At 72.3% G+C, this 22878-nt stretch carries 21 protein-coding genes; 15 read left to right on the plus strand and 6 right to left on the minus strand.

Annotated elements, in window-relative coordinates; genetic code table 11:
- Window positions 1-128 precede the first annotated feature (128 nt).
- The 4 genes from AOK09_RS05215 to AOK09_RS41725 all read left to right on the plus strand — a co-directional run bounded on the left by AOK09_RS05215 (window position 129) and on the right by AOK09_RS41725 (window position 3732).
- Window positions 129-1094: an alpha/beta hydrolase gene (locus tag AOK09_RS05215; protein ID WP_245687125.1), complete on the plus strand. Its 966-nt coding sequence runs from the start codon at window positions 129-131 to the stop codon at window positions 1092-1094.
- 205 nt (window positions 1095-1299) lie between these two features.
- Window positions 1300-2187, plus strand: a complete 888-nt coding sequence (locus AOK09_RS05220) for an alpha/beta hydrolase (RefSeq protein ID WP_079062768.1) — start codon at window positions 1300-1302, stop codon at window positions 2185-2187.
- Between the two features lie 163 nt (window positions 2188-2350).
- A complete protein-coding gene (locus tag AOK09_RS05225) occupies window positions 2351-3400 on the plus strand; it encodes an NAD(P)-dependent alcohol dehydrogenase (RefSeq protein WP_055585929.1) in 1050 nt (349 codons plus the stop codon).
- Between the two features lie 83 nt (window positions 3401-3483).
- A complete protein-coding gene (locus tag AOK09_RS41725) occupies window positions 3484-3732 on the plus strand; it encodes an NUDIX domain-containing protein (RefSeq protein WP_245687124.1) in 249 nt (82 codons plus the stop codon).
- Here AOK09_RS41725 and AOK09_RS05235 read toward each other — a convergent pair.
- Window positions 3711-4217 carry a GNAT family N-acetyltransferase gene (locus AOK09_RS05235; protein WP_055585931.1) on the minus strand — a complete coding sequence of 169 codons (507 nt, stop codon included), beginning with the start codon at window positions 4215-4217 and terminating at the stop codon, window positions 3711-3713. The two genes, AOK09_RS41725 and AOK09_RS05235, sit on opposite strands and share 22 nt — an antisense overlap.
- A 256-nt stretch (window positions 4218-4473) precedes the next feature.
- Between AOK09_RS05235 and AOK09_RS05240 the strand changes: the two genes are divergently transcribed.
- Window positions 4474-4944, plus strand: coding sequence for a DUF2871 domain-containing protein (locus tag AOK09_RS05240; protein WP_055585932.1), 471 nt, complete (start codon window positions 4474-4476; stop codon window positions 4942-4944).
- 57 nt (window positions 4945-5001) lie between these two features.
- Here the strand turns inward: AOK09_RS05240 and AOK09_RS05245 are convergent, their stop codons facing one another.
- The 4 genes from AOK09_RS05245 to AOK09_RS05260 are packed head-to-tail and all read right to left on the minus strand — an operon-like array spanning window position 5002 to window position 9430.
- Window positions 5002-5706 carry a FadR/GntR family transcriptional regulator gene (locus AOK09_RS05245; protein ID WP_055585933.1) on the minus strand — a complete coding sequence of 235 codons (705 nt, stop codon included), beginning with the start codon at window positions 5704-5706 and terminating at the stop codon, window positions 5002-5004.
- 5 nt (window positions 5707-5711) lie between these two features.
- Window positions 5712-6752 (minus strand): ABC transporter permease, encoded by a 1041-nt coding sequence (locus AOK09_RS05250; RefSeq protein ID WP_055585934.1) that lies wholly within the window; start codon window positions 6750-6752, stop codon window positions 5712-5714.
- A complete protein-coding gene (locus AOK09_RS05255) occupies window positions 6736-8325 on the minus strand; it encodes a sugar ABC transporter ATP-binding protein (protein WP_055585935.1) in 1590 nt (529 codons plus the stop codon). The genes AOK09_RS05250 and AOK09_RS05255 overlap by 17 nt, the downstream gene beginning before the upstream one ends.
- A gap of 52 nt (window positions 8326-8377) precedes the next feature.
- Window positions 8378-9430 carry a sugar ABC transporter substrate-binding protein gene (locus AOK09_RS05260; protein ID WP_055585936.1) on the minus strand — a complete coding sequence of 351 codons (1053 nt, stop codon included), beginning with the start codon at window positions 9428-9430 and terminating at the stop codon, window positions 8378-8380.
- 349 nt (window positions 9431-9779) lie between these two features.
- Here AOK09_RS05260 and AOK09_RS05265 point away from each other — a divergent pair, with 349 nt between their 5' ends.
- The 10 genes from AOK09_RS05265 to AOK09_RS39940 all read left to right on the plus strand — a co-directional run bounded on the left by AOK09_RS05265 (window position 9780) and on the right by AOK09_RS39940 (window position 18228).
- Window positions 9780-10631, plus strand: coding sequence for a fumarylacetoacetate hydrolase family protein (locus AOK09_RS05265; RefSeq protein ID WP_055585937.1), 852 nt, complete (start codon window positions 9780-9782; stop codon window positions 10629-10631).
- A 30-nt stretch (window positions 10632-10661) separates the two neighbouring features.
- A complete protein-coding gene (locus AOK09_RS05270) occupies window positions 10662-12002 on the plus strand; it encodes an L-fuconate dehydratase (protein ID WP_055585938.1) in 1341 nt (446 codons plus the stop codon).
- On the plus strand, window positions 11999-12754 hold the full coding sequence (locus AOK09_RS05275; protein WP_055585939.1) for an SDR family NAD(P)-dependent oxidoreductase: 756 nt from the start codon (window positions 11999-12001) through the stop codon (window positions 12752-12754). Before AOK09_RS05270 ends, AOK09_RS05275 begins: the two co-directional genes overlap by 4 nt.
- Window positions 12755-12759: 5 nt before the next feature.
- Window positions 12760-13758, plus strand: a complete 999-nt coding sequence (locus AOK09_RS05280; RefSeq protein ID WP_107101243.1) for an aldo/keto reductase — start codon at window positions 12760-12762, stop codon at window positions 13756-13758.
- Window positions 13758-14498: a (Fe-S)-binding protein gene (locus AOK09_RS05285; RefSeq protein ID WP_055585941.1), complete on the plus strand. Its 741-nt coding sequence runs from the start codon at window positions 13758-13760 to the stop codon at window positions 14496-14498. The genes AOK09_RS05280 and AOK09_RS05285 overlap by 1 nt, the downstream gene beginning before the upstream one ends.
- Window positions 14495-15994, plus strand: coding sequence for a lactate utilization protein B (locus tag AOK09_RS05290; RefSeq protein ID WP_055585942.1), 1500 nt, complete (start codon window positions 14495-14497; stop codon window positions 15992-15994). Before AOK09_RS05285 ends, AOK09_RS05290 begins: the two co-directional genes overlap by 4 nt.
- Complete coding sequence (locus AOK09_RS05295) at window positions 15981-16634, plus strand: LutC/YkgG family protein (RefSeq protein WP_055585943.1); 654 nt, start codon at window positions 15981-15983, stop codon at window positions 16632-16634. The genes AOK09_RS05290 and AOK09_RS05295 overlap by 14 nt, the downstream gene beginning before the upstream one ends.
- A complete protein-coding gene (locus AOK09_RS05300; protein ID WP_055585944.1) occupies window positions 16631-16942 on the plus strand; it encodes an L-rhamnose mutarotase in 312 nt (103 codons plus the stop codon). The genes AOK09_RS05295 and AOK09_RS05300 overlap by 4 nt, the downstream gene beginning before the upstream one ends.
- A complete protein-coding gene (locus AOK09_RS05305) occupies window positions 16939-17820 on the plus strand; it encodes an amidohydrolase family protein (RefSeq protein WP_055585945.1) in 882 nt (293 codons plus the stop codon). Before AOK09_RS05300 ends, AOK09_RS05305 begins: the two co-directional genes overlap by 4 nt.
- Before the next feature lie 156 nt (window positions 17821-17976).
- Window positions 17977-18228 carry a hypothetical protein gene (locus AOK09_RS39940; RefSeq protein WP_055585946.1) on the plus strand — a complete coding sequence of 84 codons (252 nt, stop codon included), beginning with the start codon at window positions 17977-17979 and terminating at the stop codon, window positions 18226-18228.
- A gap of 189 nt (window positions 18229-18417) precedes the next feature.
- On the opposite strand, the gene AOK09_RS05315 is transcribed toward AOK09_RS39940, so the two are convergent.
- Window positions 18418-22407, minus strand: a complete 3990-nt coding sequence (locus tag AOK09_RS05315) for an Ig-like domain-containing protein (RefSeq protein WP_055585947.1) — start codon at window positions 22405-22407, stop codon at window positions 18418-18420.
- Between the last annotated feature and the right edge of the window lie 471 nt (window positions 22408-22878).

Below are 22878 nucleotides of genomic sequence, written 5' to 3' on the forward strand. Positions count from 1 at the left end.
TCGCCACCGGCGCCACCGCGCTCAGCGGATGTGTCTCCCCCGGGGAACGCGTCATCGCGGCCGACCCCGCCACCACGTCCGCCTCCCAGGCGGTGCAACCGCCCAAGGTGCCCTGCGGCAGGCCGCCCGTGCAGCTGGAGAAGCCCGTCCAGCAGTTCCTCGACCGGCTCGCCGCGGCCGGAGGGCCACCGCTCTACCGGCTCTCCTACCAGGCGGCCCGGGAGGTGCTGAACAAGCTGCAGGCCGGGGCGGTGGCGATGCGGCCCGCGCAGATCACCGAGCGCACCGTGCCCGGCGCCCCGACCGGCCCGGTCGGCGTGCACATCGTGCGGCCCAAGGGGGTCACGGGGGATCTGCCCGGCATCGTCTACATCCACGGCGGCGGCTGGGTTCTGGGCAACTTCGGCACCCATGAGCGCCTGGTGCGGGAGATCGCCGAGGGTGCCCGCGCCACCGTGGTCTTCGTCGACTACACCCCGTCGCCGGAGGCCCGCTTCCCCGTCGCGCTGGAGCAGGCCTACGCCGTCGCCGCATGGGTGGCCGGCCACGGCCGCGAGATCGGGGTCGACCCCGGCAGGCTCGCCGTGGCGGGCGACTCGGTCGGCGGCGACATGACCGCCGCCGTCACCCTGCTGGCCAAGCAGCGCGGCGGCCCCCGCTTCCGCAAGCAGGTGATGCTCTACCCGGTCGTGGACGCCGACTTCAACACCCGGTCCTACCGCCGATTCGCGGAGAACTGCTGGCTCACCCGGCCGGCGATGGGATGGTTCTGGAACGCCTACGCGCCCCGGATGACGGACCGCTCCAACCCGCTGGCCTCTCCGCTAAAGGCCACCGTCAACCAGTTGCGCGGCCTGCCTCCCGCCCTGGTGATCACCGACTCCGACGTCCTGCTGGACGGAGGGAACGCCTACGCCGCCAAGCTGCGCGCGGCGGGCGTACCGGTCACCGCCTCCCACTACGGCGCCATCACGCACGACTTCATGATGCTCAACGCCCTCGCCGCCACCCGGAGCAATCTGCAGGCCGTCGCCGAGACCACCGCCGCCCTGCGCGAGGCCCTGTACGCGGGGACGGGCTCCGGGAGCAGGTGAGATGCGGCCTGCCGGGAACGGCGGAGCCGGGTCCTCCTCCGCACCGTCACCTGTTCGGCCGCAGAGGTGAAGCCGCCCGGACGGGTGCCGACTACCGTCGGACGGGAGGGGGCGTACGACACCGGCCTGCGGAAACCACGGCGACGATCCCCGTCCCGGCGTTCCCGCGAGAACGCGCCGACTGGGAACAAGGAGACCTCCCGCGATGAAGGAAACCGCAACCCTGCGCCTGCTGATACCGCTTGCGCTGCTGGCCTCGGCGGCCACCGTCGCCGGCACCACACTGACGTTCACCGGCAGCACCGACGGTCGCGCCCCGGCGGCCGTGAGCAGCCCGTCCGCGCCCTCCGCCGGTGCCGCGGCACCGACGAGCGGCGGCCGTCCCGTCGTCGTCCTGGTCCACGGGGCCTGGGCCGACACCTCCAGCTGGAGCGGCGAGGTCCGCATCCTCCGGCGCGCGGGATACACGGTCCGCGCCATCGGCAACCCGCTGGAGAACCTCACCACCGACTCGCGCACCGTCGCCGACCTGGTCCGGAGCATCCCCGGCCCGGTCGTGCTGGTGGGCCATTCCTACGGCGGGTCGGTGATCACCAACGCCGCCGCGGAGACCGGCAACGTCAAGGCGCTCGTCTACGTCGACGCCGCGGCGCCCGCCGTCGGGGAGACCAACGGCTCGCTGAGCGGCGCCAAGTCGGCCCTGCGGGGCCCGGCGAACACCCTCTTCGACTCCGTGCCCTACGCGAACGCCCCGGCCGGAGCCTCCAACCTCTATCTGAAGCAGCCGGTCTTCGTGCGGCAGTTCGCCAACGACCTGCCCGTGCAGCAGGCGACCGACCTCTGGGCCTCCCAGCGGGCGGCCTCCACGGCCGCGTTCGACACCCCGTCCAAGTACGCGGCCTGGAAGACCATCCCGTCCTGGTACTTCATCAGCAGCGGGGACCGGATCATCACCCCCGAGTCGCAGGAGATGATGGCCCACCGCGCGGGATCGAAGATCACCGTCTTCCCCGGTGGTTCGCATCTCACCCTGATCTCCCATCCGGCGGCCGTGGCCAAGATCATCGAGTCGGCCCTGCGCGCCGTGGGGTGACCCCGCCTCGGGTGAGCCGTCCGGACCGGCACGGTGTCCGGGCGGCTCCCCCGAGGACCGGTCGGGCGGCGCCCGCCCTGAGCGGGACGCCGCCCGCTGGGCTCCGGACGCCGGAGGACGGCCGGAGTGACGCACCGAGGCCGAGCGAGAGACCGGAGGGCTGATGAGGGCGTTTGTGATGAAGGGGATCGGCCGTGTGGGCTTCATGGACAAGCCGGTGCCGCGGCCCGGTCCCGGCGATGCCGTCGTCCGCACGACCAGCGCCCTGATCTGCACATCGGACACCCACACCGTCGGGGGCGGGATCGGGCCCAGGGAGAACCTGACCCTCGGCCATGAGGCGGTCGGCGTCGTGCACGAGGTCGGCAGCGAGGTGAGGATCTTCCGGCCCGGCGACCGGGTGGTGGTGGGCGCCGTCACTCCCGACTGGGGCGATCCGGCCTCGCAGAACGGCCATCCGTCGCAGTCCGGCTCGGCCCTGGGCGGCTTCAAGTTCGCCAACACCAAGGACGGGGTCTTCGCGGAGTACTTCCATGTGAACGAGGCGGACGCCAACATGGCACGGATCCCCGACGGGGTGTCCGACGAGGCGGCGGTCTACTGCGCCGACATGCTGTCGACCGGCTTCATGGGTGCGGAGAAGGGCAACATCCCGATCGGCGGGACCGTGGCCGTCCTCGCCCAGGGCCCGGTGGGCCTGATGGCGACGGCGGGAGCCCGGCTGCGGGGCGCGGGCCTGGTCATCGGCGTCGAGTCGGTCCCCGACCGGCGCAGGCTGGCACGGACGTACGGCGCGGACGTGGTCGTGGACTTCACAGCGGAGGACGTGGTGGGGCGGATCATGGAGCTGACGGACGGCCAGGGGGTCGACACCGCCGTCGAGGCGCTCGGTACGGACGCCACGTTCCAGACCGCCGTCAGGATCACCAAGCCCGGCGGGACGGTCGCCAACATCGGCTACTTCGGGGAGGGGGAGTTCATACGGATCCCCCGGGTGGAGTGGGGCGTCGGCATGGCGGAGAAGACCATCGCCACCGGACTGTGCCCCGGGGGGCGGCTGCGGCTGGAGCGGCTGCTGCGGCTGGTCCAGGCGGGGCGGGTGGACCCCACCCGGCTGACCTCCCACCGGTTCGGCTTCGAGGAGACGGAGCGGGCCTTCGAGATCCTGGACAAGAAGCTCGACAACGTCGTGAAGCCGCTGATCCTCTTCTAGGCGACCGATTCCGGGGGCTCGGCGGTCTCCTGCCGGATCCGGCGGCACGCCGCCGATCCCTGCCGGCTCGGTGGCATGCCCGGATGGCCACGGTGCGCCTGCGTCACTCCGTCCGCGCGATCGTTCTCGACGAAGAGGACCGCATCCTGCTGTGCCGCCACACCGCTCCCGAGCCGCCCGGCACGGTCGTCTGGGCAGCACCTGGCGGAGGCGTCGAACGCGGCGAGACCCCGGCCGACCACGATCTGAAGGCCCTGGAACAGATCGCCTGGGCGCGCAGGTCCGGACGTTCCGGCGGGGCTCAGGGGAGTCACTCGGGGGCCCACAGGTAGTGCACGATACTCCCGCCGTCGTCGGAGACGGCGGTCCCGCCGGTCAGCCGGAAACCCGCACTCTCGTAGAGGCGTTGAGCGCGGACGTTGTCGGCGTGGGTGAACAGCTGGAACCGGTCGTAGCCGAGGGCGCGGCCGTGGGAGAGCACCGCCCGCAGGAGTCGGCCGCCGACCCCCTCGCCCCAGCGCTCCGGCCGGACGGCGACCATGGTGATGTGGCAGAGCCCGGGGATGGCCGGGCCGGTGCCGCCGTCCCGGCGGCCGTTCATTCCCGCTGCGAGGCCGATCGGCCCGCCCGTGGCGTGCTCCGCGACGAAGAAGAAGGTGTCGGGACCGGCGAGTCTGCGGCGCATCCGGTCACGGCTCGCCTCGTCGCCGGACGCACGCCCGATCCGCCGCGCCTCGGCGGCGCTCAGTGTCGTCAGCCCCTCCTCGATGTCGGTCGCGGTTCCGGGGCGGACGGTGACGGCATGGTCGGCTGACACGGTGACACCGTAGCCGTCCGCCGGCAGGCGCGGTCAACACCACCATCCGCCGACCGGAACGCCGGTGCCAAGGCCGACCGACCGCCGACCCTGCCGCGGTGCACCTGCACCCGGGACGCGCCTCGGGCGGCGACTCACGGTGCGAGGTTCGGCACCCGACGGACAAAAGGCGCTCGCTGTAAAGTAATTGATCAAGCGTCAGCTGCGACGCAAGGGTGAGCCGTCAAGATCCGACGCACCCCGGAGGCGAGCGCGCATGCGGAGAATCCTCAACACCGCCCATATCTACATGATCATCGGTGTGGTGAGCGGCCTGTACTACCGCGAGCTCACCAAGGCCAGGGACTTCACCGGGGACACCCAGCTCGCCGTCGTGCACACCCATGTGCTCGCACTCGGGATGCTCTTCTTCCTCATCGTGCTGGTGCTGGAGAAGCAGTTCACCCTGACCCGCAGCGCACTCTTCGGCTGGTTCTTCTGGATCTACAACGCCGGTCTGGCCGTGACTGTGGGCATGATGGCACTGCACGGCACCCTGACGGTGCTGGGGCACTCCAGCGGTGAGGCGGTCGCCATGGTCGCCGGGCTGGGGCACATCCTGCTGACCGCCGGACTGGTGCTGCTCTTCGTCACCCTGGGCAAGTGCCTCCCGGCCGCGTCGGCCGCCGGGAGCGGTACGGCCCCCGACACGGCGCAGGCGGCCGCGCCGCTCTCCCCGTCCCCGTGAGAGGCCGCCCGGCGGGGCGGCCGGGCACCCTGCCCGACCGCCCCGTCACCCTGCGGTTCAGCGGTCCGCCGCCGCCGACCGGTGGGACACCACGCTGCCCTCCGCCACCCACTGCTCCAGTCCCGCGACATGCACCGCGGTGGTGGCGGCGGCCAGCGCGGGGTCCCGGGCGGCGAGCGCCGCCAGGATCGCCTCGTGCTCCCGGTGCGCGGAGACCAGCGCCGCCGCGGTGTCGATGCCGCGCAGCACCCGCACCCGCTGGGTGCGGGTGGAGACGACCTCCAGGAGCAGGGACAGCACGGGATTGCCGACCAGTTCGATGATGTGGCGGTGGAAGGCCACATCCAGTTCGACGAACTCCTCGGCGGTGGTGGCGTGCGCGGACCGGTCGAGGATGGAGCGGAGCTTCGCGAGATCCTCCTCACCGACCCGGGAGGCCGCCAGTGCCACCGCCTGCGGCTCCAGCAACCGCCTGACCTGGAGCAACCTGCCGACGGCTGGGCCCTGGGCGACGTCGGAGGCGAAGGTGAGGCCGTCCAGCAGCAGATGCGGTTCCAGGCTGGAGACATAGGTTCCGTCGCCCTGGCGGGTGATCAGGATCCGCATGGCCACCAGCGCCCGGACCGCCTCACGCAGGGAGTTGCGCGACAGGCCCAGCTGGTCGGCGAGGGCCTCCTCCCTGGGAAGCCGGGAGCCCTCCGGGAGTTCACCCGAGACGATCATGGCCTTGATCTTCTCGATCGCGTCGTCGGTGACCGCCATGGACGCTACTCCTGCTTCTCGCCGGAGGCGAAGCGGGAGATGACCAGGGCGACGATGATGATCGCGCCGTTGAGGAACTGGTTCCACAGCGGCGGCACCCCGGCCAGAGTCATCACATTGACCACCAGCTGGAGGGTGAGCACGCCGGTGAGGGCACCGAAGAGGGTGCCGCGGCCGCCGTTGAGGCTGACCCCGCCGATGACGGTGGCGGCGAACACCTGGAAGATCCAGCCGTTGCCCTGGTCGGCCGAGACGGAGCCGTAGTGGCCGGTGTAGAGCACACCGGCAAAGGCCGCGAGGGTGCTGCCGATGATCAGGACGATCCAGGTGATGCGCTCCACCCGGATGCCGGCCGTACGCGCCGCCTCGCTGTTGCCGCCGATCGCGTACAGCGCCCGGCCGTGCCGCAGCCAGGCCAGCGCGCTGCCGCCGAGGGCGAAGAGCACCACGCAGATCCACACCGCGGCCGGCACCCCCAGCCAGGAGGTGCTGCCCAGGTAGCGGAAGGAGTGGGGTACGTCGACGATCGACTGGCCCTGGGAGATGGCGACCTGCAGTCCGCGCAGCATGGTGAGCGCGCCCAGGGTCACGATGAACCCGTTCAGCTGCAGCTTGAGGACGAGGAAGCCGATCACGCTGCCGATCACCGCGCCGACCAGCAGGCAGACCGGAATGGAGGTCCAGGCCGGCAGCAGTCCCAGCCCGTGGAAGCGGCCGCCGGAGCTGGGCAGCACCAGCCACATGGCGATCACCGGGGCCACTCCGATGGTCGACTCCAGGGAGAGGTCCATCCGGCCTGCGATCAGGATCAGCGCCTCCGCCAGCACCAGCAGGCTCAGCTCGGTGGACTGCTGGGCCACTCCGATGAGGTTGTCGGAGGTGAGGAAGGCGGGCGAGACGATGAAACCGATCAGGCCGAGGACCAGCAGCACCGGGACGAGCGAGAGGTCCCGGTAGCGCTTGAGGTCGAGACCGGGCCGCCGCCCGGCGGTCGGCACCGCGGTGGTGGTGCCCGCGGACGCCGCGGCGTCAGTCGTGGCTGGCATGGCTGGGTGTTCCCTTCACCTTGTGCGGGTCCTGCGGGCCGGCCATGCCCTCCATGGCGGCCACCAGTTGCTCGTCGGTCCAGCCGGGCTCGAACTCCCCGGCCGTCCGGCCGTGGAACATCGCCACCACGCGGTCGCAGCTGCGCAGGTCGTCCAGCTCGTCCGAGACGATCAGCACCGCGCCGCCGTCGTCGGCGACCTGCCGGAACCGGTCGAGCAGGAATTCCTTGGACTTGACGTCCACACCGTTGGTGGGCCGGATCGCCACCACCACCCGGGGCCGGGTGGCCAGTGCCCGGGCGACGACGACCTTCTGCTGGTTGCCCCCGGAGAGCGCCGAGACGGGGGTCGCGGCGCCGGGGGTCCTGATGTCCAGGTCCTCGATCATGCGCTGGGCGAAGGCCCGGGTGCGCGAGGGCAGCACCGTCCCGTACGGGCCGAGCTGGTCGGTCACGGTCAGGGTGGCGTTCTCCGCGACGCTGCGCTCGGTCACCAGGCCCTGCAGATGCCGGTCCTCGGGGACCAGGCCGACGCCGGCCGCCAGCGCGGACGGCACATCGCCGGTGCGCAGCTCGCGGCCGCCCACGGTGATCCGGCCGGCCTGCGGCCGGTGCAGTCCGGCGACGGTCTCGCCGAGCCGGACGTTGCCGCTGGCGGTGGCTCCGGCGAGGCCCACCACCTCACCGGAGCGGACGGCGAGCGAGACCCCGGTGTAGGCGCCGGGCAGCTCCAGGTCGCTGATCTCCAGCACTCCGGGGGCGTCCGCCGGCACGGTGCGCCGGGCGGGACCGGCGGCCCCGGACCCGCCGCTCTCCCCGGTCATCGCCTCCACCAGCGCCTCGTGACCGAGTTCGGCCACGGGTGCGGTGAGGATGTGGCGGGCGTCGCGGTACACCGTCACACTGCTGCACAGGTCGTAGACCTCCTGCAGATGGTGCGAGATGAACAGGAAGGCCACACCCTGTTCCTGGAGCTGGCGCAGTTTGGCGAAGAGCCGGTCGATGCCCCGGGCGTCGAGTTTGGCGGTGGGCTCGTCGAGGATGATGAAACGGGAGCCGAAGGAGAGCGCCCGGGCGATCTCCACGAACTGGCGCTGCTCGACCGTCAGGTCCTGGGCGCGGGCCGCCGGGTCGACCTCCACCCGGTACTCGGCCAGCAGGTCGGCGGCGCGGCGGCGCAGCTCCTTCCAGCGGATCGGACGCAGAGCGCCCTGGCTCTGCCGGCCGAGGAAGAGGTTCTCCGCCACCGTCAGCTCACCGATGATGGTGGAGCGCTGGTACACGCAGGCGACCCGGGACCGCCAGGCGTCGGTGTCGCCGAAGGCGGGGGCGGGGCTGCCGGAGAACAGCAGGGTTCCGCCGTCGGGCTGCTGGATTCCGGTGAGGATCGAGACCAGCGTGGACTTGCCGGCACCGTTGCGGCCGACCAGCGCATGGGACTCTCCGGGAGCCACCGTGATGCGTGCGTCCTGCAGGGCGACGGTGGCGCCGAACCGCTTGGTGATCCCGGTGGCCTCGACCACGGGGGTCGGGTCGGCCGTCCCCGCGAGGGGGGCGGTCACCGTGTCGGCCATGGTGGGTGACTTCCTTTCGGTAGGGGCCCGGTGGCGGGGGCCGGACGGCTGCTCACTTGGCGATGTTGTTGCCCCACAGGCCCTTGTCGTCCACGTTGTCCTTGGTCACCAGCGGCGCGGGCAGCTGGTCCTCCAGCCCGTTGGGGATCTGGACGATGGTGGAGTCGTGGTCGGTGGCGCCGGGCTTGAAGGTCTTGCCCTCGGCCGCCGCCTCGGCGTAGAAGAGCGCGTACTTGGCGTAGAGGTCGGCCGGCTGGGAGACGGTGGCGTCGATCTGACCCTTGCGGATCGCGTCGAGCTCCTGGGGGATGCCGTCGTTGGAGATGATGCTGATGTGGCCGGGCTGACCGGCCGGCTTCAGCAGGCCCTTCTGCTGCAGCAGCGCCAGGGTCGGCTGCAGGAAGGCACCGCCGGCCTGCATGTAGATGCCGTTGAGGTCGGGGTTCTGGGCGAGCGTGCTCTGCAGCTTCGCCGAGGCGACGTCGCCCTTCCAGTCGGTGGCCAGCTCGAAGACCTTGATGCCGGGGAACTTGGTCTTCATGCAGTCGGCGAAGGCCTCGGAGCGGTCGCGCCCGTTGATGGAGTCCAGGGCGCCCTGGAACTCCGCCACCTTGCCCTTGCCGCCGAGCTGCTTGCCCAGGAAGTCGCAGGCCTTGGTGCCGTACGCCCGGTTGTCGGCGCGGACCACCATGTACACCTGGCCCTTGTCGGGGCGGGTGTCCACGCTGACCACCGGGATCTTCTTGGCGGCGAGCTGGTCGAGGGTGGAGGCGATGGCGCCGGTGTCCTGGGGGGCCATCACCACGGCCTTGGCGCCGGTGTTCTGGAAGACCTGGACGTTGGCGACCAGCTTGGTGATGTCGTTCTGGGAGTTGCTGAGCGGCAGGGTGTGCAGGCCCTGGCTGGAGACGTCCTGCCTGATGTACTGGGCGTAGGAGTTCCAGAAGTCGGTGTCCGCGCGCGGCAGGTCGATGCCCAGCGCGGGCTTGCTGTTCCCACCGCTCCCGGCGGTGGTGTCGCTGCCGCGGTTGCAGGCGGTGGCGGCTCCCGCGAGCAGGACCACTCCGGCGACTGCGGCCGCGGTACGGACAGTGTGGAGCTTCATCGTCGGTGCTCTCCTCTTTGCGTACGGCAGGGGTGTCTCGCGAGAGAGTTGTCATCGGATGTCTCCGTGGCGCTGAGGACGTTACGACCGTGTATCACGGCTGGCAAGACCTTTCATCGGGTGAATCTGACCGACCGTCTTCCGGACCCACCCCGGGGATGTGAACAAAACCGTCAAACCCTCTCCATAGCAGCGCTTTGACGGGCACTCACACGTCTGCCCAAGGCCACTCCCACCTGCATCGCAGAAAACATCGGATGACTTCCTTGCGGGCGTCGAGGCGGGTCAGTAGTGTCCAGACTGTCGCAGCGATAGATCCGATCAATGACGACTGGGAGGGTTGACACCCGTGAAACTGATGCGCCTGGGTGCGGCAGGCCAGGAACGGCCCGTGGTACGCACCGACGACGGCCGGACCCTGGACGCCACCTCCGTCACCGGGGACTTCGACGCCCGCTTCTTCGCCGGCGGAGGTGTCGACCGGCTGCGCGAGGCACTGCAGGCGGGCACGCTGCCCCCGGCCGACCCCTCGGGGCTGCGCGTCGGCGCCCCCGTGGCCCGCCCCGGCAAGGTGGTCTGCATCGGCCTCAACTACCGCGACCACGCGGCCGAGACCGGCGCCGCGATCCCCACCCGGCCCGTGGTCTTCATGAAGGACCCCGGCACCGTGGTCGGCCCCGAGGACCAGGTGCTCATCCCGCGCGGATCGGTGAAGACCGACTGGGAGGTGGAACTGGCCGTCGTCATCGGCGCCCGGGCCCGCTATCTGCAGTCGGACGAGGAGGCCCTCGCCGCCGTCGCCGGCTACGCGGTCAGCAACGACGTCTCCGAGCGCGAGTTCCAGCTGGAGTACTCCGGCCAGTGGGACCTCGGGAAGTCCTGCGAGACCTTCAACCCGTTGGGCCCCTGGCTGGTCACCCCCGACGAGGTGGGCGACCCGCAGACGCTCGGACTGCGGCTCTCCGTCAACGGCCGCACCCGGCAGGACGGCAGCGCCAAGGACATGATCTTCGGTGTGGCCCACATCGTCCGCTACCTCAGCCAGTACATGGTGCTGGAGCCCGGCGACGTGATCAACACCGGCACCCCGGCCGGCGTCGCCCTCGGCCTCCCGGACCATCCCTACCTGCGCGCCGGGGACACCGTCGAGCTGAGCATCGACCGGCTCGGCCGCCAGCGCCAGACCTTCGCCCAGGCCTGACGGCCGGGACAGCCCCGAGAGGAACCCGCCTTGTCCGCAAAGACGGCCCGGATCACCGCTGTGGAGACGTACGACATCCGCTTCCCCACCTCACGGGAGTTGGACGGCTCCGACGCGATGAACCCCGACCCCGACTACTCCGCCGCCTACCTGGTGCTGCGCACCGACGCCGGCGACGGCCTGGAGGGCCACGGCTTCGCCTTCACCATCGGCCGCGGCAACGACGTCCAGGTCGCCGCGATCGAGGCGCTGCGCGAGCACGTCGTCGGACGTCCGGTCGACCAGCTGTGCGCCGACCCCGGCACGCTCAACCGCGACCTGATCGGCGACAGCCAGCTGCGCTGGCTCGGCCCCGAGAAGGGCGTGATGCACATGGCCATCGGCGCCGTGGTCAACGCGGTGTGGGACCTGGCGGCCAAGCGCGCCGGCAGACCGCTGTGGCGGCTGCTCGCCGAGGCCGACCCCGCCTGGCTGGTCTCCCAGGTGGACTTCCGCTACATCGCCGACGCACTCACCCCCGAGGACGCCCTCGACCTGCTGCGCCGCGGCCGGGAGGGCAGCGAGGCCCGGACCGCGACCCTGCTGGAGCGCGGCTACCCCGCGTACACCACCTCGCCCGGCTGGCTCGGCTACAGCGACGACAAGCTGACCCGGCTGGCCCGGCAGGCGGTCGCGGACGGCTTCACCCAGATCAAGCTGAAGGTCGGCGCCGACCTCCAGGACGACATCCGCCGCTGCCGGGCGGCCCGGGCCGCGGTCGGCCCCGGCATCCGGATCGCCATCGACGCCAACCAGCGCTGGAACGTCGGCGAGGCCGTCGAGTGGACCCGGGCGCTGGCCGAGTTCGACCCGTACTGGATCGAGGAGCCCACCAGCCCGGACGACATCCTCGGCCACGCGGCCGTGCGCAAGGGGGTGGCCCCGGTCAAGGTGGCCACCGGCGAACATGTGCAGAACCGCATCGTCTTCAAGCAGCTGCTCCAGGCCGGCGCCATCGATGTGCTGCAACTGGACGCCGCCCGAGTCGGCGGGGTCAACGAGAACCTGGCGATCCTGCTGCTCGCCGCCAAGTTCGGCGTCCCGGTGTGCCCGCACGCCGGCGGGGTGGGGCTCTGCGAGCTGGTGCAGCACCTGTCGATGTTCGACTACGCCGCACTGTCCGGCACCACCGACGACCGGGTCATCGAGTTCGTCGACCACCTGCACGAACACTTCGTGACCCCTACGGTGATCCGGGACGGCCACTACACCGCGCCCACCACCCCGGGCTTCTCCGCACAGATGCACCCCCACTCCATCGAGACCTACAGCTACCCCCGCGGCTCCTTCTGGGTCGCGGACGCTGCGACCACCAAGGCGGTGACGGCATGACCGAACTGCAGGGCCTCCGGGCCGTCGTGACCGGCGGGGCGTCCGGCATCGGCCGCGCGACCGCGCAGCTGCTCGCCGGACGCGGGGCGGCCGTGGCCGTCCTGGACCTGGACCCGGCGGCCGTGCCGGCGCCGCTGACCGGCCTGCGGGCCGACGTCGGCGACGACGCCTCCGTCCGCGAGGCCGTCCGGCAGGCCGCCGGGATCCTCGGCGGGATCGACATCCTGGTCAACAACGCCGGGATCGGCGCCGCCGGGACCGTCGAGGACAACCCCGACGAGCAGTGGCAGCACGTCCTGGACGTCAACGTCCTCGGCATCGTCCGCACCACCCGTGCGGCCCTCCCCCATCTGCGGGCCTCCCGGCACGCGGCGATCGTCAACATCTGCTCCATCGCGGCCACCGCCGGGCTGCCGCAGCGCGCCCTGTACTCGGCGAGCAAGGGCGCCGTACTGTCGCTCACCCTCGCCATGGCCGCCGACCACGTCCGCGAGGGCATCCGGGTCAACTGCGTCAACCCCGGCACGGTGGACACCCCCTGGGTGGGCAGACTGCTGGACGCCGCCGACGACCCGGAGGCCGAGCGCGCCGCGCTCAACGCCCGCCAGCCGCACGGGCGCCTGGTCAGCGCGGACGAGGTCGCCGCCGCGGTGGCGTACCTGGCGAGCCCGCTCTCCGGTTCCACCACGGGCACCAGCCTGGCCGTCGACGGCGGCATGGCCGGACTGCGCGTGCGCCCGGCGGGACGGTGAGCACCGTGCACCAGCGGACCCTCGGCCGCGGCACCGTACCCGTCACCCGGCTGGCGTTCGGGGCCGCCGGGATCGGCAACCTGTTCAGCGAGGTCGGCGACGACCAGGCACAGGCCGCGGTCCGGGCCGCCTGGGACGCGGGCGTGCGCTACTTCGACACCGCCCCGCACTACGGCCTCGGGCTGTCCGAGCGGCGCCTCGGCGAGGCACTGCGGCAGTACCCACGGACGCAGTACACCGTCTCCACCAAGGTCGGCCGGCTGCTGCGGCCCGTCGCCCCGCCGTACGGCAGCGACCTGGAGAACGGCTTCGCGGTGCCCGCCGACCACCGGCGGGTCTGGGACTTCAGCGCCGCGGGGGTGCGTGCCTCCCTCGAACAGAGCCTGACCAGACTCGGCCTGGACCGGATCGACGTCGTCTATCTGCACGACCCGGACGACCACGGGCAGGCCGCGTTCGACACCGCCTACCCCGAGCTGGAGCGGCTGCGCGCCGAGGGCGTCGTGGGGGCGATCGGCGCCGGGATGAACCAGGCCGCCATGCTCACCCGGTTCGTCCGCGACACCGATGTGGACGTGGTGCTGCTGGCCGGCCGGTACACCCTGCTGGACCAGGGCGGCCTGGCCGAGCTGCTGCCCGAGGCGCAGCGGCGGGAGGTGTCCGTCGTGGTCGGCGGCGCCTTCAACTCCGGGCTGCTGGCCGACCCCGCGCCCGGTGCGACCTTCGACTACACGGCCGCCCCCCAGGAACTGCTGGAGCGTGCTCTGCGGATCAAGGCGGTCTGCGAGCGCCACGGCGTGCCGCTGCGGGCCGCGGCGCTGCAGTTCCCGCTCGGCCACCGTGCGGTGGCCGGGGTGCTGGTGGGCACCCGCAGCGCCCATGAGGCCGTGGACGCCGCAGCGATGATGGACCACCCGGTGCCCGACGCGCTGTGGGCCACGCTGAAGTCCGAGGGGCTGCTGGGAGCGGACGTCCCGGTGCCCTCCGCCGAAGGGACGGCGTGATGCGCATCGCCCTCTTCATCACCTGCTTCAACGACACCCTGTACCCCGGCACCGGACGGGCGGTCGTCCGGCTGCTGGAGCGGCTCGGCCACACCGTGGAGTTCCCCCAGGCGCAGACCTGCTGCGGCCAGATGCACTTCAACACCGGCTACCGCCCCGAGGCGCTGCCGCTGGTCCGCGGCTTCACCGAGGCCTTCGCCGGGTACGACGCCGTGGTCACCCCCTCCGCCTCGTGCGCGGGCATGGTCCGCGACAACCACGCGGTGGTGGCCGAGCAGTACGGCGACGGCGAGCTGCGCAGGGCCGTGGCCGGGATCACCCCGCGCGTGTACGAGCTGACCGAGCTGCTGGTGGACGTCCTCGGGGTCACCGACGTCGGCGCCTTCTTCCCGCACCGGGTCACCTACCACCCCACCTGCCACTCCCTGCGGATGATCCGGCTGGGCGACCGGCCGCTGCGGCTGCTGCGCGAGGTCCGCGGCATCGACCTGGTGGAGCTGCCCCGCGCCGACTCCTGCTGCGGCTTCGGCGGAACCTTCGCCCTGAAGAACGCCGACACCTCCACCGCGATGCTCGCCGACAAGATGCGGGGGGTGCTGGACACCGGCGCCGAGGTGCTTTGCTCCGCCGACAACTCCTGTCTGATGCACATCGGCGGCGGCCTCAGCCGGCTGCGTACCGGGGTGCGGACCCTGCACCTGGCGGAGATCCTGGCCGCCACCGAAGGAGACCCCCGATGAGCAGCAGGCCGGCGGCCCCGCACAACGTGGTCTGGCTGGACGCCCCATCCTTCCCCGAGGCGGCCCGTAAGGCGCTGGCCGACACCGGGTTGCGCCGCAATCTCGGCAGGGCCACCGCCACCATCCGCGACAAGCGGCTGGCGGTCACCGGGGAACTCGCCGACTGGGAGCAGCTGCGGCAGGCCGGCGCCGCCCTCAAACGCCGCACCCTGCGGCATCTGGACGGCTACCTGGTCCAACTGGAGGAGGCCGTCACCCGGGCCGGCGGCACGGTGCACTGGGCGGCCGACGCCGCCGAGGCCAACCGGATCGTCGCCGGGCTGGTGCGGGCCACCGGCTCGACCGAGGTCGTCAAGGTCAAGTCGATGGCCACCCAGGAGATCGGCCTCAACGAGGCGCTCGCCGCCGAGGGCATCGACGCCTTCGAGACCGACCTGGCCGAGCTGATCGTCCAGCTGGGCGACGACCGTCCGTCGCACATCCTGGTGCCCGCCATCCACCGCAACCGCGCCGAGATCCGGGAGATCTTCGTACGGGAGATGGGCCGCCGGGGCCGCCCGGCACCCGAGGGGCTGTCCGACGATCCCCGGGCGCTGGCCGAGGCCGCCCGGCTGCACCTGAGGGAGAAGTTCCTGCGTGCCCGGGTGGCGGTCTCCGGCGCCAACTTCGCCGTCGCCGCGACCGGCACCGTCGGCGTGGTGGAGTCGGAGGGCAACGGCAGGATGTGCCTGACGCTGCCGCAGACGCTGATCACGGTCATGGGCATCGAGAAGGTCCTCCCCGACTTCGCCGACCTGGAGGTCTTCCTCCAGCTGCTGCCGCGCTCCTCCACCGGCGAGCGGATGAACCCCTACACCTCGATGTGGACCGGGGTGACCGGCGGCGACGGGCCGCAGGAGTTCCATCTGGTGCTGCTGGACAACGGCCGCACCGCCACCCTGCGCGACACCGTCGGCCGGCAGGCGCTGGCCTGCATCCGCTGCTCGGCGTGCCTCAACGTCTGCCCGGTCTACGAGCGCACCGGCGGCCACGCCTACGGCTCGGTCTACCCGGGACCCATCGGAGCCGTCCTCACCCCCCAGCTGGTCGGGGTGGAGCACGCCGCCTCGCTGCCGTTCGCCTCCACCCTGTGCGGGGCCTGCTACGAGGCCTGCCCGGTGCGCATCGACATCCCGCAGGTGCTGGCGCATCTGCGCGCCGAGGTCGTGGAGGCGAAACGGCGTGGCAGCGCCGTGCCGTCCGCAGAGGCGCTGGCGATGCGCACCGCGGGCGCGGTGCTGGGCTCCCCGGGCCGGCTCGCCCTGGCGCAGCGGGCCGCCGCCCTCGGCGGGCGGCTGCTGGGCCGCGGGGGGACCGTCGGCGCACTGCCCGGTCCGCTGCGCCGCTGGTCGGGCGCCCGGGACACCCCCGCGCCCCCGGCGGAGTCCTTTCGCAGCTGGTGGAAGCGGACCCGAGAGGGCGGACCCGAGAAGGAGGACGGCCATGACTGCCCGTGACATCGTGCTGGGACGGATCCGCGCCGCACTGGCCGACGTGCCGGACGACGAGAGCCCCGCCGACGTACCGGTCCCCCGCGACTATCTGCGCAGCCACGCGGGGCCCGATGTGGTCGCTCTGTTCGCCGAGCGGGTCGCCGACTACCAGGCCCGGGTGGTCCGGACGGAGGCCTCCGGCGCCCCGGCTGAGATCGCCCGTATGCTCACCGAACGGGGCGTCACCGACCTGGTCGTCCCGCCCGGCTTCCCCGAGGAGCTGCTGCCCGCGGGCCCGTGGAACCGTCTGGACGACCACGGCCCGCTGGGCGTCGCGGAGCTCGACGCGGCCGACGGTGTGCTGAGTACGGCTGCCGTGGCCATCGCCGTGACCGGCACCATCGTGCTGGACGCCGGTCCGGGCCAGGGCAGGCGTGCGCTGACCCTGCTGCCCGACTACCACCTGTGCGTGGTGCGTGCCGACCAGATCGTCGGCGACGTTCCCGAGGCGCTCGCGCTGCTCGACCCGGTCCGCCCGCTGACCTTCGTCTCCGGCCCCTCCGCCACCAGCGACATCGAACTCGACCGGGTCGAGGGCGTGCACGGCCCGCGCACCCTCGACGTCCTGGTCGTCGACCGGGACCAGCCCCAGGAGGTGGGATGAGAATCGCCCTGCACACCAGGGTCCTCGCCGACCGCACCGAGGAGTACGAGCGGGCGCACCGCGAGGTGCCCGAGGAGCTGACCGCCGCGATCCGGGCGGCCGGTGTCTCGTCCTGGACGATCTGGCGCAGCGGCACCGAGCTCTTCCATCTGCTGGAGTGCGAGGACTACGCCACGCTCCTGGCCGAGCTGGAGCAGCTGCCCGTCAATGTCGCCTGGCAGGCCAGGATGGCCGAGCTGCTGGACGTGGTCCATGACTACTCCGCGGACGGGGCCGGGGCCGGGCTGCCGGTGGTGTGGGAGCTGTGAGCACCCCGGCGGTCGTCGACGCCCACCACCATGTCTGGGACCTCGCGGTCCGCGACCAGGACTGGATCACCGGTCCCGAACTCGCGCCGCTGCGGCGCAGCTTCGGCCTGGCCGACCTCGTCCCCGAGGCGGCGGCCGCCGGGGTGTCCGCGACGGTGCTGGTGCAGACCGTCACCGTCGCCGAGGAGACCCCCGAGTTCCTGCGGCTGGCGGCGGACAGCGATCTGGTGGCCGGGGTCGTGGGATGGACCGACCTCACCGCCGCGGACGTCGCCGACACCCTGGCCGGGCTGCGCGAGCTGCCCGGCGGCGGGGCGCTGGCGGGCATCCGGCACCAGGTGCAGGGCGAGCCGGACCCGCAGTGGCTGCTGCGGCCGGAGGTGCTGCGCGGGCTGGCCGCGGTGGCGGAGGCGGGGCTGGTGTACGACCTCGTGGTCCTGCCGCACCAGTTGCCCGCCGCCGTCGCGGCGGCGAAGCGGCTGCCGCAGCTGACCTTCGTCCTGGACCATCTCGGCAAGCCGCCGATCGCCGCCGGCGGGCTGGACCCCTGGTCGGCGGACGTCCGGGCGCTGGCCGCGCTGCCCAACACGGTGGCCAAGCTCTCCGGGCTGGTGACGGAGGCCGACTGGAGGGGCTGGAGCTGTGCGCAGCTGCGGCCCTTCACCGACGCCGCTCTGGACGCCTTCGGCCCGCAGCGGCTGATGTTCGGCTCGGACTGGCCGGTGTGCCTGCTCGCCGCGTCGTACGGCCAGGTGGCGGACGCCGCACGGGAGTTGACGGCGGACCTCAGCGCCGACGAGCAGGCGGCGGTCTTCGGCGGCACGGCCGCGGCGGTCTACGGTCTGCGGGCTGCTCCGGCGGACCGAGGGCAGATGTAAGGGACCGAATCTCCCGGGCCCCGAACGCCGGATGGGCCCCCGGGCCTGCCGTGCAACCGTACCCACCGACGACTCCGGGCAGGGCGTCGTCGGTGGGTACGGTTCTGCGTTCACGCCTGGTCGCGGTGGGCGAGCCGGCCGTCGCCGGAGGCGACCGTGAGGGGTCCGCCGCCAGGTCTCCCCGGCGGCGACGGCCCGTACGAGCCGCTCGTGCGGCTGCGGCAGGGCTGCGGCTGTGAGGAGGGCGCGGACGGCCGCGCGCCGGGTGGCCCCGACGGGATGGACATCGACGCGGAAGCCGGCCGTGTCCGGGTGGATGCCGCGGCCGTGGTGGACGGGCTGCGGAGCGACCCGTTCCACCGCCAGGACGCTCGTCCCACTGTCGTTCCCGGTGAGGAGCGCCAGTGACGCGCGTCCGATGGGCGTCGAGGCACTCCCCGATGCCGGTGGTGGTCAGTCGCCGGGACCAGTCATCGACTGCGCGCGGGCATGCGACGAGGATCGCGGGGAGTCGGCTCTCAGGTGTGGCGGGTTGCACGGCGGTCCGGGTGCCCGGGGCGTGGAGCCCCGGACACCCGGACACCTGCCGGCGGCCGGTTACTGCACGGTGACCGCCAGGGACGCTGCCGCCGCCGGTGTGGCGGTGACATCCGTCGCGGTCGCCGTGAGCTTGTGCCCACCGGTGCTCAAGTCACGGGAGGCGGTGCAGCTCCAGTCGCCGGAGTCGGACACCGTCGCCGTGCAGAGCGCCGACCCGTCCGCCTCCACGGTGACCTGGGCGTCCGGCTCGCCGGTGCCCGAGACCGTGGGCCGGGCGGCGACCGTGGCCCCCGTCGCGGGCGAGGTGACGGTGACCGGCGGGGCGAAGTCGGTGACGTCCGGAACCCCGTCCCCGCTGATCCTCACCACCACGCTGTGCACCGTCACCTGTCCGGCGCCGTTGCGCAGGCGGAAGTCGGCACCGGAGTGCTGCTGGCCGCCGAAGTAGGCGTCCGGGGCGCTCACCGTCGCCGTCCGCCAGGTGTTGGTACCGGTGAGGGCGATGCTCGCGGTCGACTTGTACGGGTCCGAGGAGCCGTTGTCGTAGTGCACCGCGAACGAGCCGGTGCCCTTGTCGTAGTACGAGACGGTGAACGTCGCCGAGTAGTACCCGGCGTGGGCGACGGAGTCGTCGATGTCGAAGTAGATGTTGCTGTCGGTGCTGGTGCGCGCCGACAGGCCGTCGATCACCGAGGCCGTCGTCGGGCCGTCGAAGCCGCCCGAGGGGCGCTCGTCCTCGCTCATGCCGTAGGAGTGGTTGTCGGTGCCGACCACCGCGCCGACCACGGCTGTGCCGGGCGGCAGGTCGGAGGCGTCGAAGGCGACCTGGGCCGAGGCGTCGCCGGTCAGTCCGCTGGGGTCGGACACCGTCGCGGTGATGGTCTGCCGCCCCGGGGCCAGGCCGCCCGCGGGCGCGCAGCTCCAGGTACCGCTGTCGTCGGCCGTGGCGGAGCAGACGGACGCGGAGCCCTTGTGCACGGTCACCACGCCGTCCGGGATCGTCGTGCCGGAGATCGCGGAGGCCAGCTTGACGGTGGCGCCGGTGCGGGGTGTGGTGATCACCGGCGCGGGCGGGAACGCGTGCCGGTCGGCCACCCACGGTCCGGTGACGGTCACTCCGACGCTGTGCACCGTGATGCTCCTCCCCGCGTGCAGCCGCAGGTCCGCACCCGCGTGCTGCAGTCCGCCGAACCAGGCGCCGTCCAGGGTGACCCGGGCCGTCCTCCAGGTCCGGGTGTCGTGCAGCGCAAGGGTGCCGGCGACATGGTCGGGGTCTCCCGGCCCGGCGTCGTACTGCACCGAGACGGCGCCGGTGCCGCTGTCGAAGTAGCAGACCGTCACGGTGGCGGCGTAGTCCCCGGTGGCCGCGACGTCGTCGTCGATGTCGAAGTACATGTCGTTGTCGCCGTGCGCGGCCCCGGCGGTACGCGCCGTCAGGCCGCCGGTCACGGACGCCGTGGTGGACCCGCCGGCGGAGCCGGTGTCGTCGACCTGGGTCAGCCCGTAGCCGTGGTTGGTGCCGCCGAGGACGGTGCCGACCACTGCGCTGCCCGAGCGGGCAGTGGCGTCCAGCCCGAGCTGGACCCCGCCCAGGTGCCGTGCCGTGACCGGCGCGCTGCCGGTCACCTTCGCGAACGGCAGTGCCGTGGTGGGCGAGGAGACCTGCTGTACCAGGTACGAGGATCCGGCCTTCGCCGGGACGTCCAGGAGCGCGCCGCTGCTCGCGGGCACCACCGAGGCGCCGGTGGTCCCGTCGACCACCTCGACCTGCCGGCCCGGCCAGGGGTTCTTCACCCGCAGCGGGCCGGTGGTGCCGGCCTCGATCGCGGCGGTGACGAGCGTGCCGCCCTGCACCTGGACGTCGACCTTGCTGTTGCCCTGGATCCAGACGCTGCCGCTGCCGTCCCAGTCGCCCGGCCACGCCGGAGCGAAGCGGATGATGCCGTCGTAGTCCTGCGCCAGCGCCTCACCGACCGCGGCGGCGACACCGGACTCCTGCTCGATGTAGGGCTGGTAGCCGACGGAGTTGCCGAGGTCGGCGAAGCCGTTGGGGTAGACCTGGTGCCCCTCGGTGATGGAGATCAGGTTGCTGCGGACCTCGGCGGGGTTCTGCAGCCGCGCCGCGTCGATGGCGTCCATGGACCAGTCGTTGCCGCCCTTGTTGGGGCGGTGGGCGTAGCTGCGCTGCTCCAGGGCGAAGAGGTCGCTGTCCTGGTCACTGACGGTGTTCCACGGCCACAGGGGTTCCAGCTCGATGTTCTCGCCGTTGCGGCGCTGGGCTGCGGGCTCGTAGGAGATCGCGAGCATATCGGTGCCGGTGGCGTCCGCGGCCTGGGTCTCGGCCTCGGTGTAGTGCGGGTTGAGCAGCGCCGTCCGGGTCGTCTGGTCGGTCCGCGGGTACGGCGGGATCCGGGTCCCGGCCTCGGTCAGCCGCCGGACCAGGTCGGCGTCGGTGGTGCCGGCGGTACCGAGCTCCTGGGCCGCCTGCACGACGACCGGGAAGAGGGCGCGGTCCAGCGCGATGTCGGTGGTGGGGTCCTGGACGGCCCACTGGGTCTCGTGCGCGTTGGCGTTGGCGTGCAGCAGACCGTCGGCGCCGACGGTCTGGTACGCCAGCTGGAACTCGATGGTCGACTTCATGAAGGGGAAGTACTTCCTCAGCATCGCCAGGTCACCGGTGGCCTGGTACTGCTCCCACATGTAGAGCGCCACCTCGGGGCCGCTCGATATGTCCAGGGCGTTCCAGTTGGGCGAACTGGCCTGGCTGCAGTTGCCCGTGGCGACGTCGAGCCCGTTGCCGTTGAAGCGCATGGTCTCCGGCACGCAGGAGCCCGGGAGGCCGCCCATGGCGAACTTGGTCCATGCCTCGATGTCGGCCAGGTCGTCGGCGTACATGTCGAAGATCGGCGTGTTCAGGGCGTAGTTCCCCGAGCTCATGTTGGCCGAGATCTGGGTGCGCAGGTTCCACAGCCAGTACGCGGACGGGGTCCAGGTCTGGTCGTCCCCGGACCAGGCGAACATGTCCGCCTCACCGGCCTGGCTCCCGGGGTAGCTGCCCTTCTTCATCGACGCCGCCTCCTCGTAGAGGTACAGCGTGCGCAGGTTCTCGATGTAGGCGGCGCTGCCGTCGGCCGAGTCCATCTCGATCAGGCCGGAGTGCTTCCAGAAGGCGCTCCACCAGCCGTCCTGGGCGGACATCAGCGCCGGCTCGCTCGCGGTGGCGTCCTGGCCCAGCAGCGCGGCCGCGGTGGCTGCGGCGTCCCCGCCGGTCCAGGCGGGCGAGCCGACGACCACCCGGAAGGTGCCGTCGGCGTGCGGCTTGAAGCTGACCTCGACCCGGGTGGGGCCGGTGACCGCGGTGCTCACCTTCTGGCCGTCGGCGGTGATGGCCGCCAGGGAGCCGAAGGTCCGTCCGCTGCCGATCGGTGGGCCGCCGTCCTTCCAGGTCTCGGCGAGGGTGCCGACGGTGCCGGACACCGCGGCGGTGGGCTTGCGTCCCGACCAGAGGTTGATCGCGGCGGTCTGGGGGACGTCGGGGTTCGCCCCGGCGACGTCCACGATCAGTTCGTCCTTCGCGGCCGACACCCAGGCCTTCATCGACATGCCCCCGCCGGACTCGCGGAGCACGCCGTCCGTGAGGTCCAGGCGGCCGGTGAAGTCGGCGGCGTGGGAGATCACCGACAGGCCCGGGATGGTGAGCCGGCCCGGGGACTTGCGGTCCGGCATGGTGTCGGAGCGGTTCAGCTGGGCGGTGAAGCCGCCCGCGGCCCAGGCCGCGACGCCCAGGGACCCGTTGCCCAGCGGCATGGACGCGGTCGGGTCCGGGTTCGGCGATCCGAGCACGATGTCGGACCGGCTGACGACACCGGCCGGGTCCAGCTGGAAGGCTCCGCCCTGCCAGGCGGTCGTCGCCCCGGTCGCCGCGTCGGCGGCACCGGCCGGGACGGGGTCGGCGAGGACGAGACCCGCGAGTCCGGCGAGCAGCGCCGACCCGAGTGCGAGGCTGCGCCGGAAACGGCCCCGCCGGTTGTACGGAACGATCTGCACAATGCCCTCCAGAGCTGTACGACGGCCAAGAGAGGTGACAGTGGTCCGACGAATGCCGGTTTTCCCGCTATCCAGCACGGCAGTTGAAGGCGGGGAGACTCAATAACATCGGATGAATGTCGTTCTAGCACAGCCGCATTGACGGCGTGAAGACCTCTGACACCCAGCCATGTCACGCCAGTGCCGTTGACCTGATCGCCGGTCACCGTCCCGGCGATGAACTGCGGCGGCCTCGCCGGCCACCCTCTCGCCCCCTCGGCGACGGCCGCGCCGGCACCCGGGCGGGACGGCCGCCTCCGCCCCGCCGGGCCCTGGGGGCGGACGTCCGACCGGCCCGTCCACAGATCCGATGAATCAGGCGGCCACCGATCGGATCTGACAGTCCATCGGCCGGACGGCGGCGACCGGCGGGGGACCCGCACCGGGCCGCGCCGCCGGCCCCTCCACCACAGCCCCCGGGCCGCCCGCACC

Source organism: Peterkaempfera griseoplana (assembly GCF_001418575.1).
In the GTDB taxonomy this organism is placed as follows: Bacteria; Actinomycetota; Actinomycetes; order Streptomycetales; family Streptomycetaceae; genus Peterkaempfera; species Peterkaempfera griseoplana.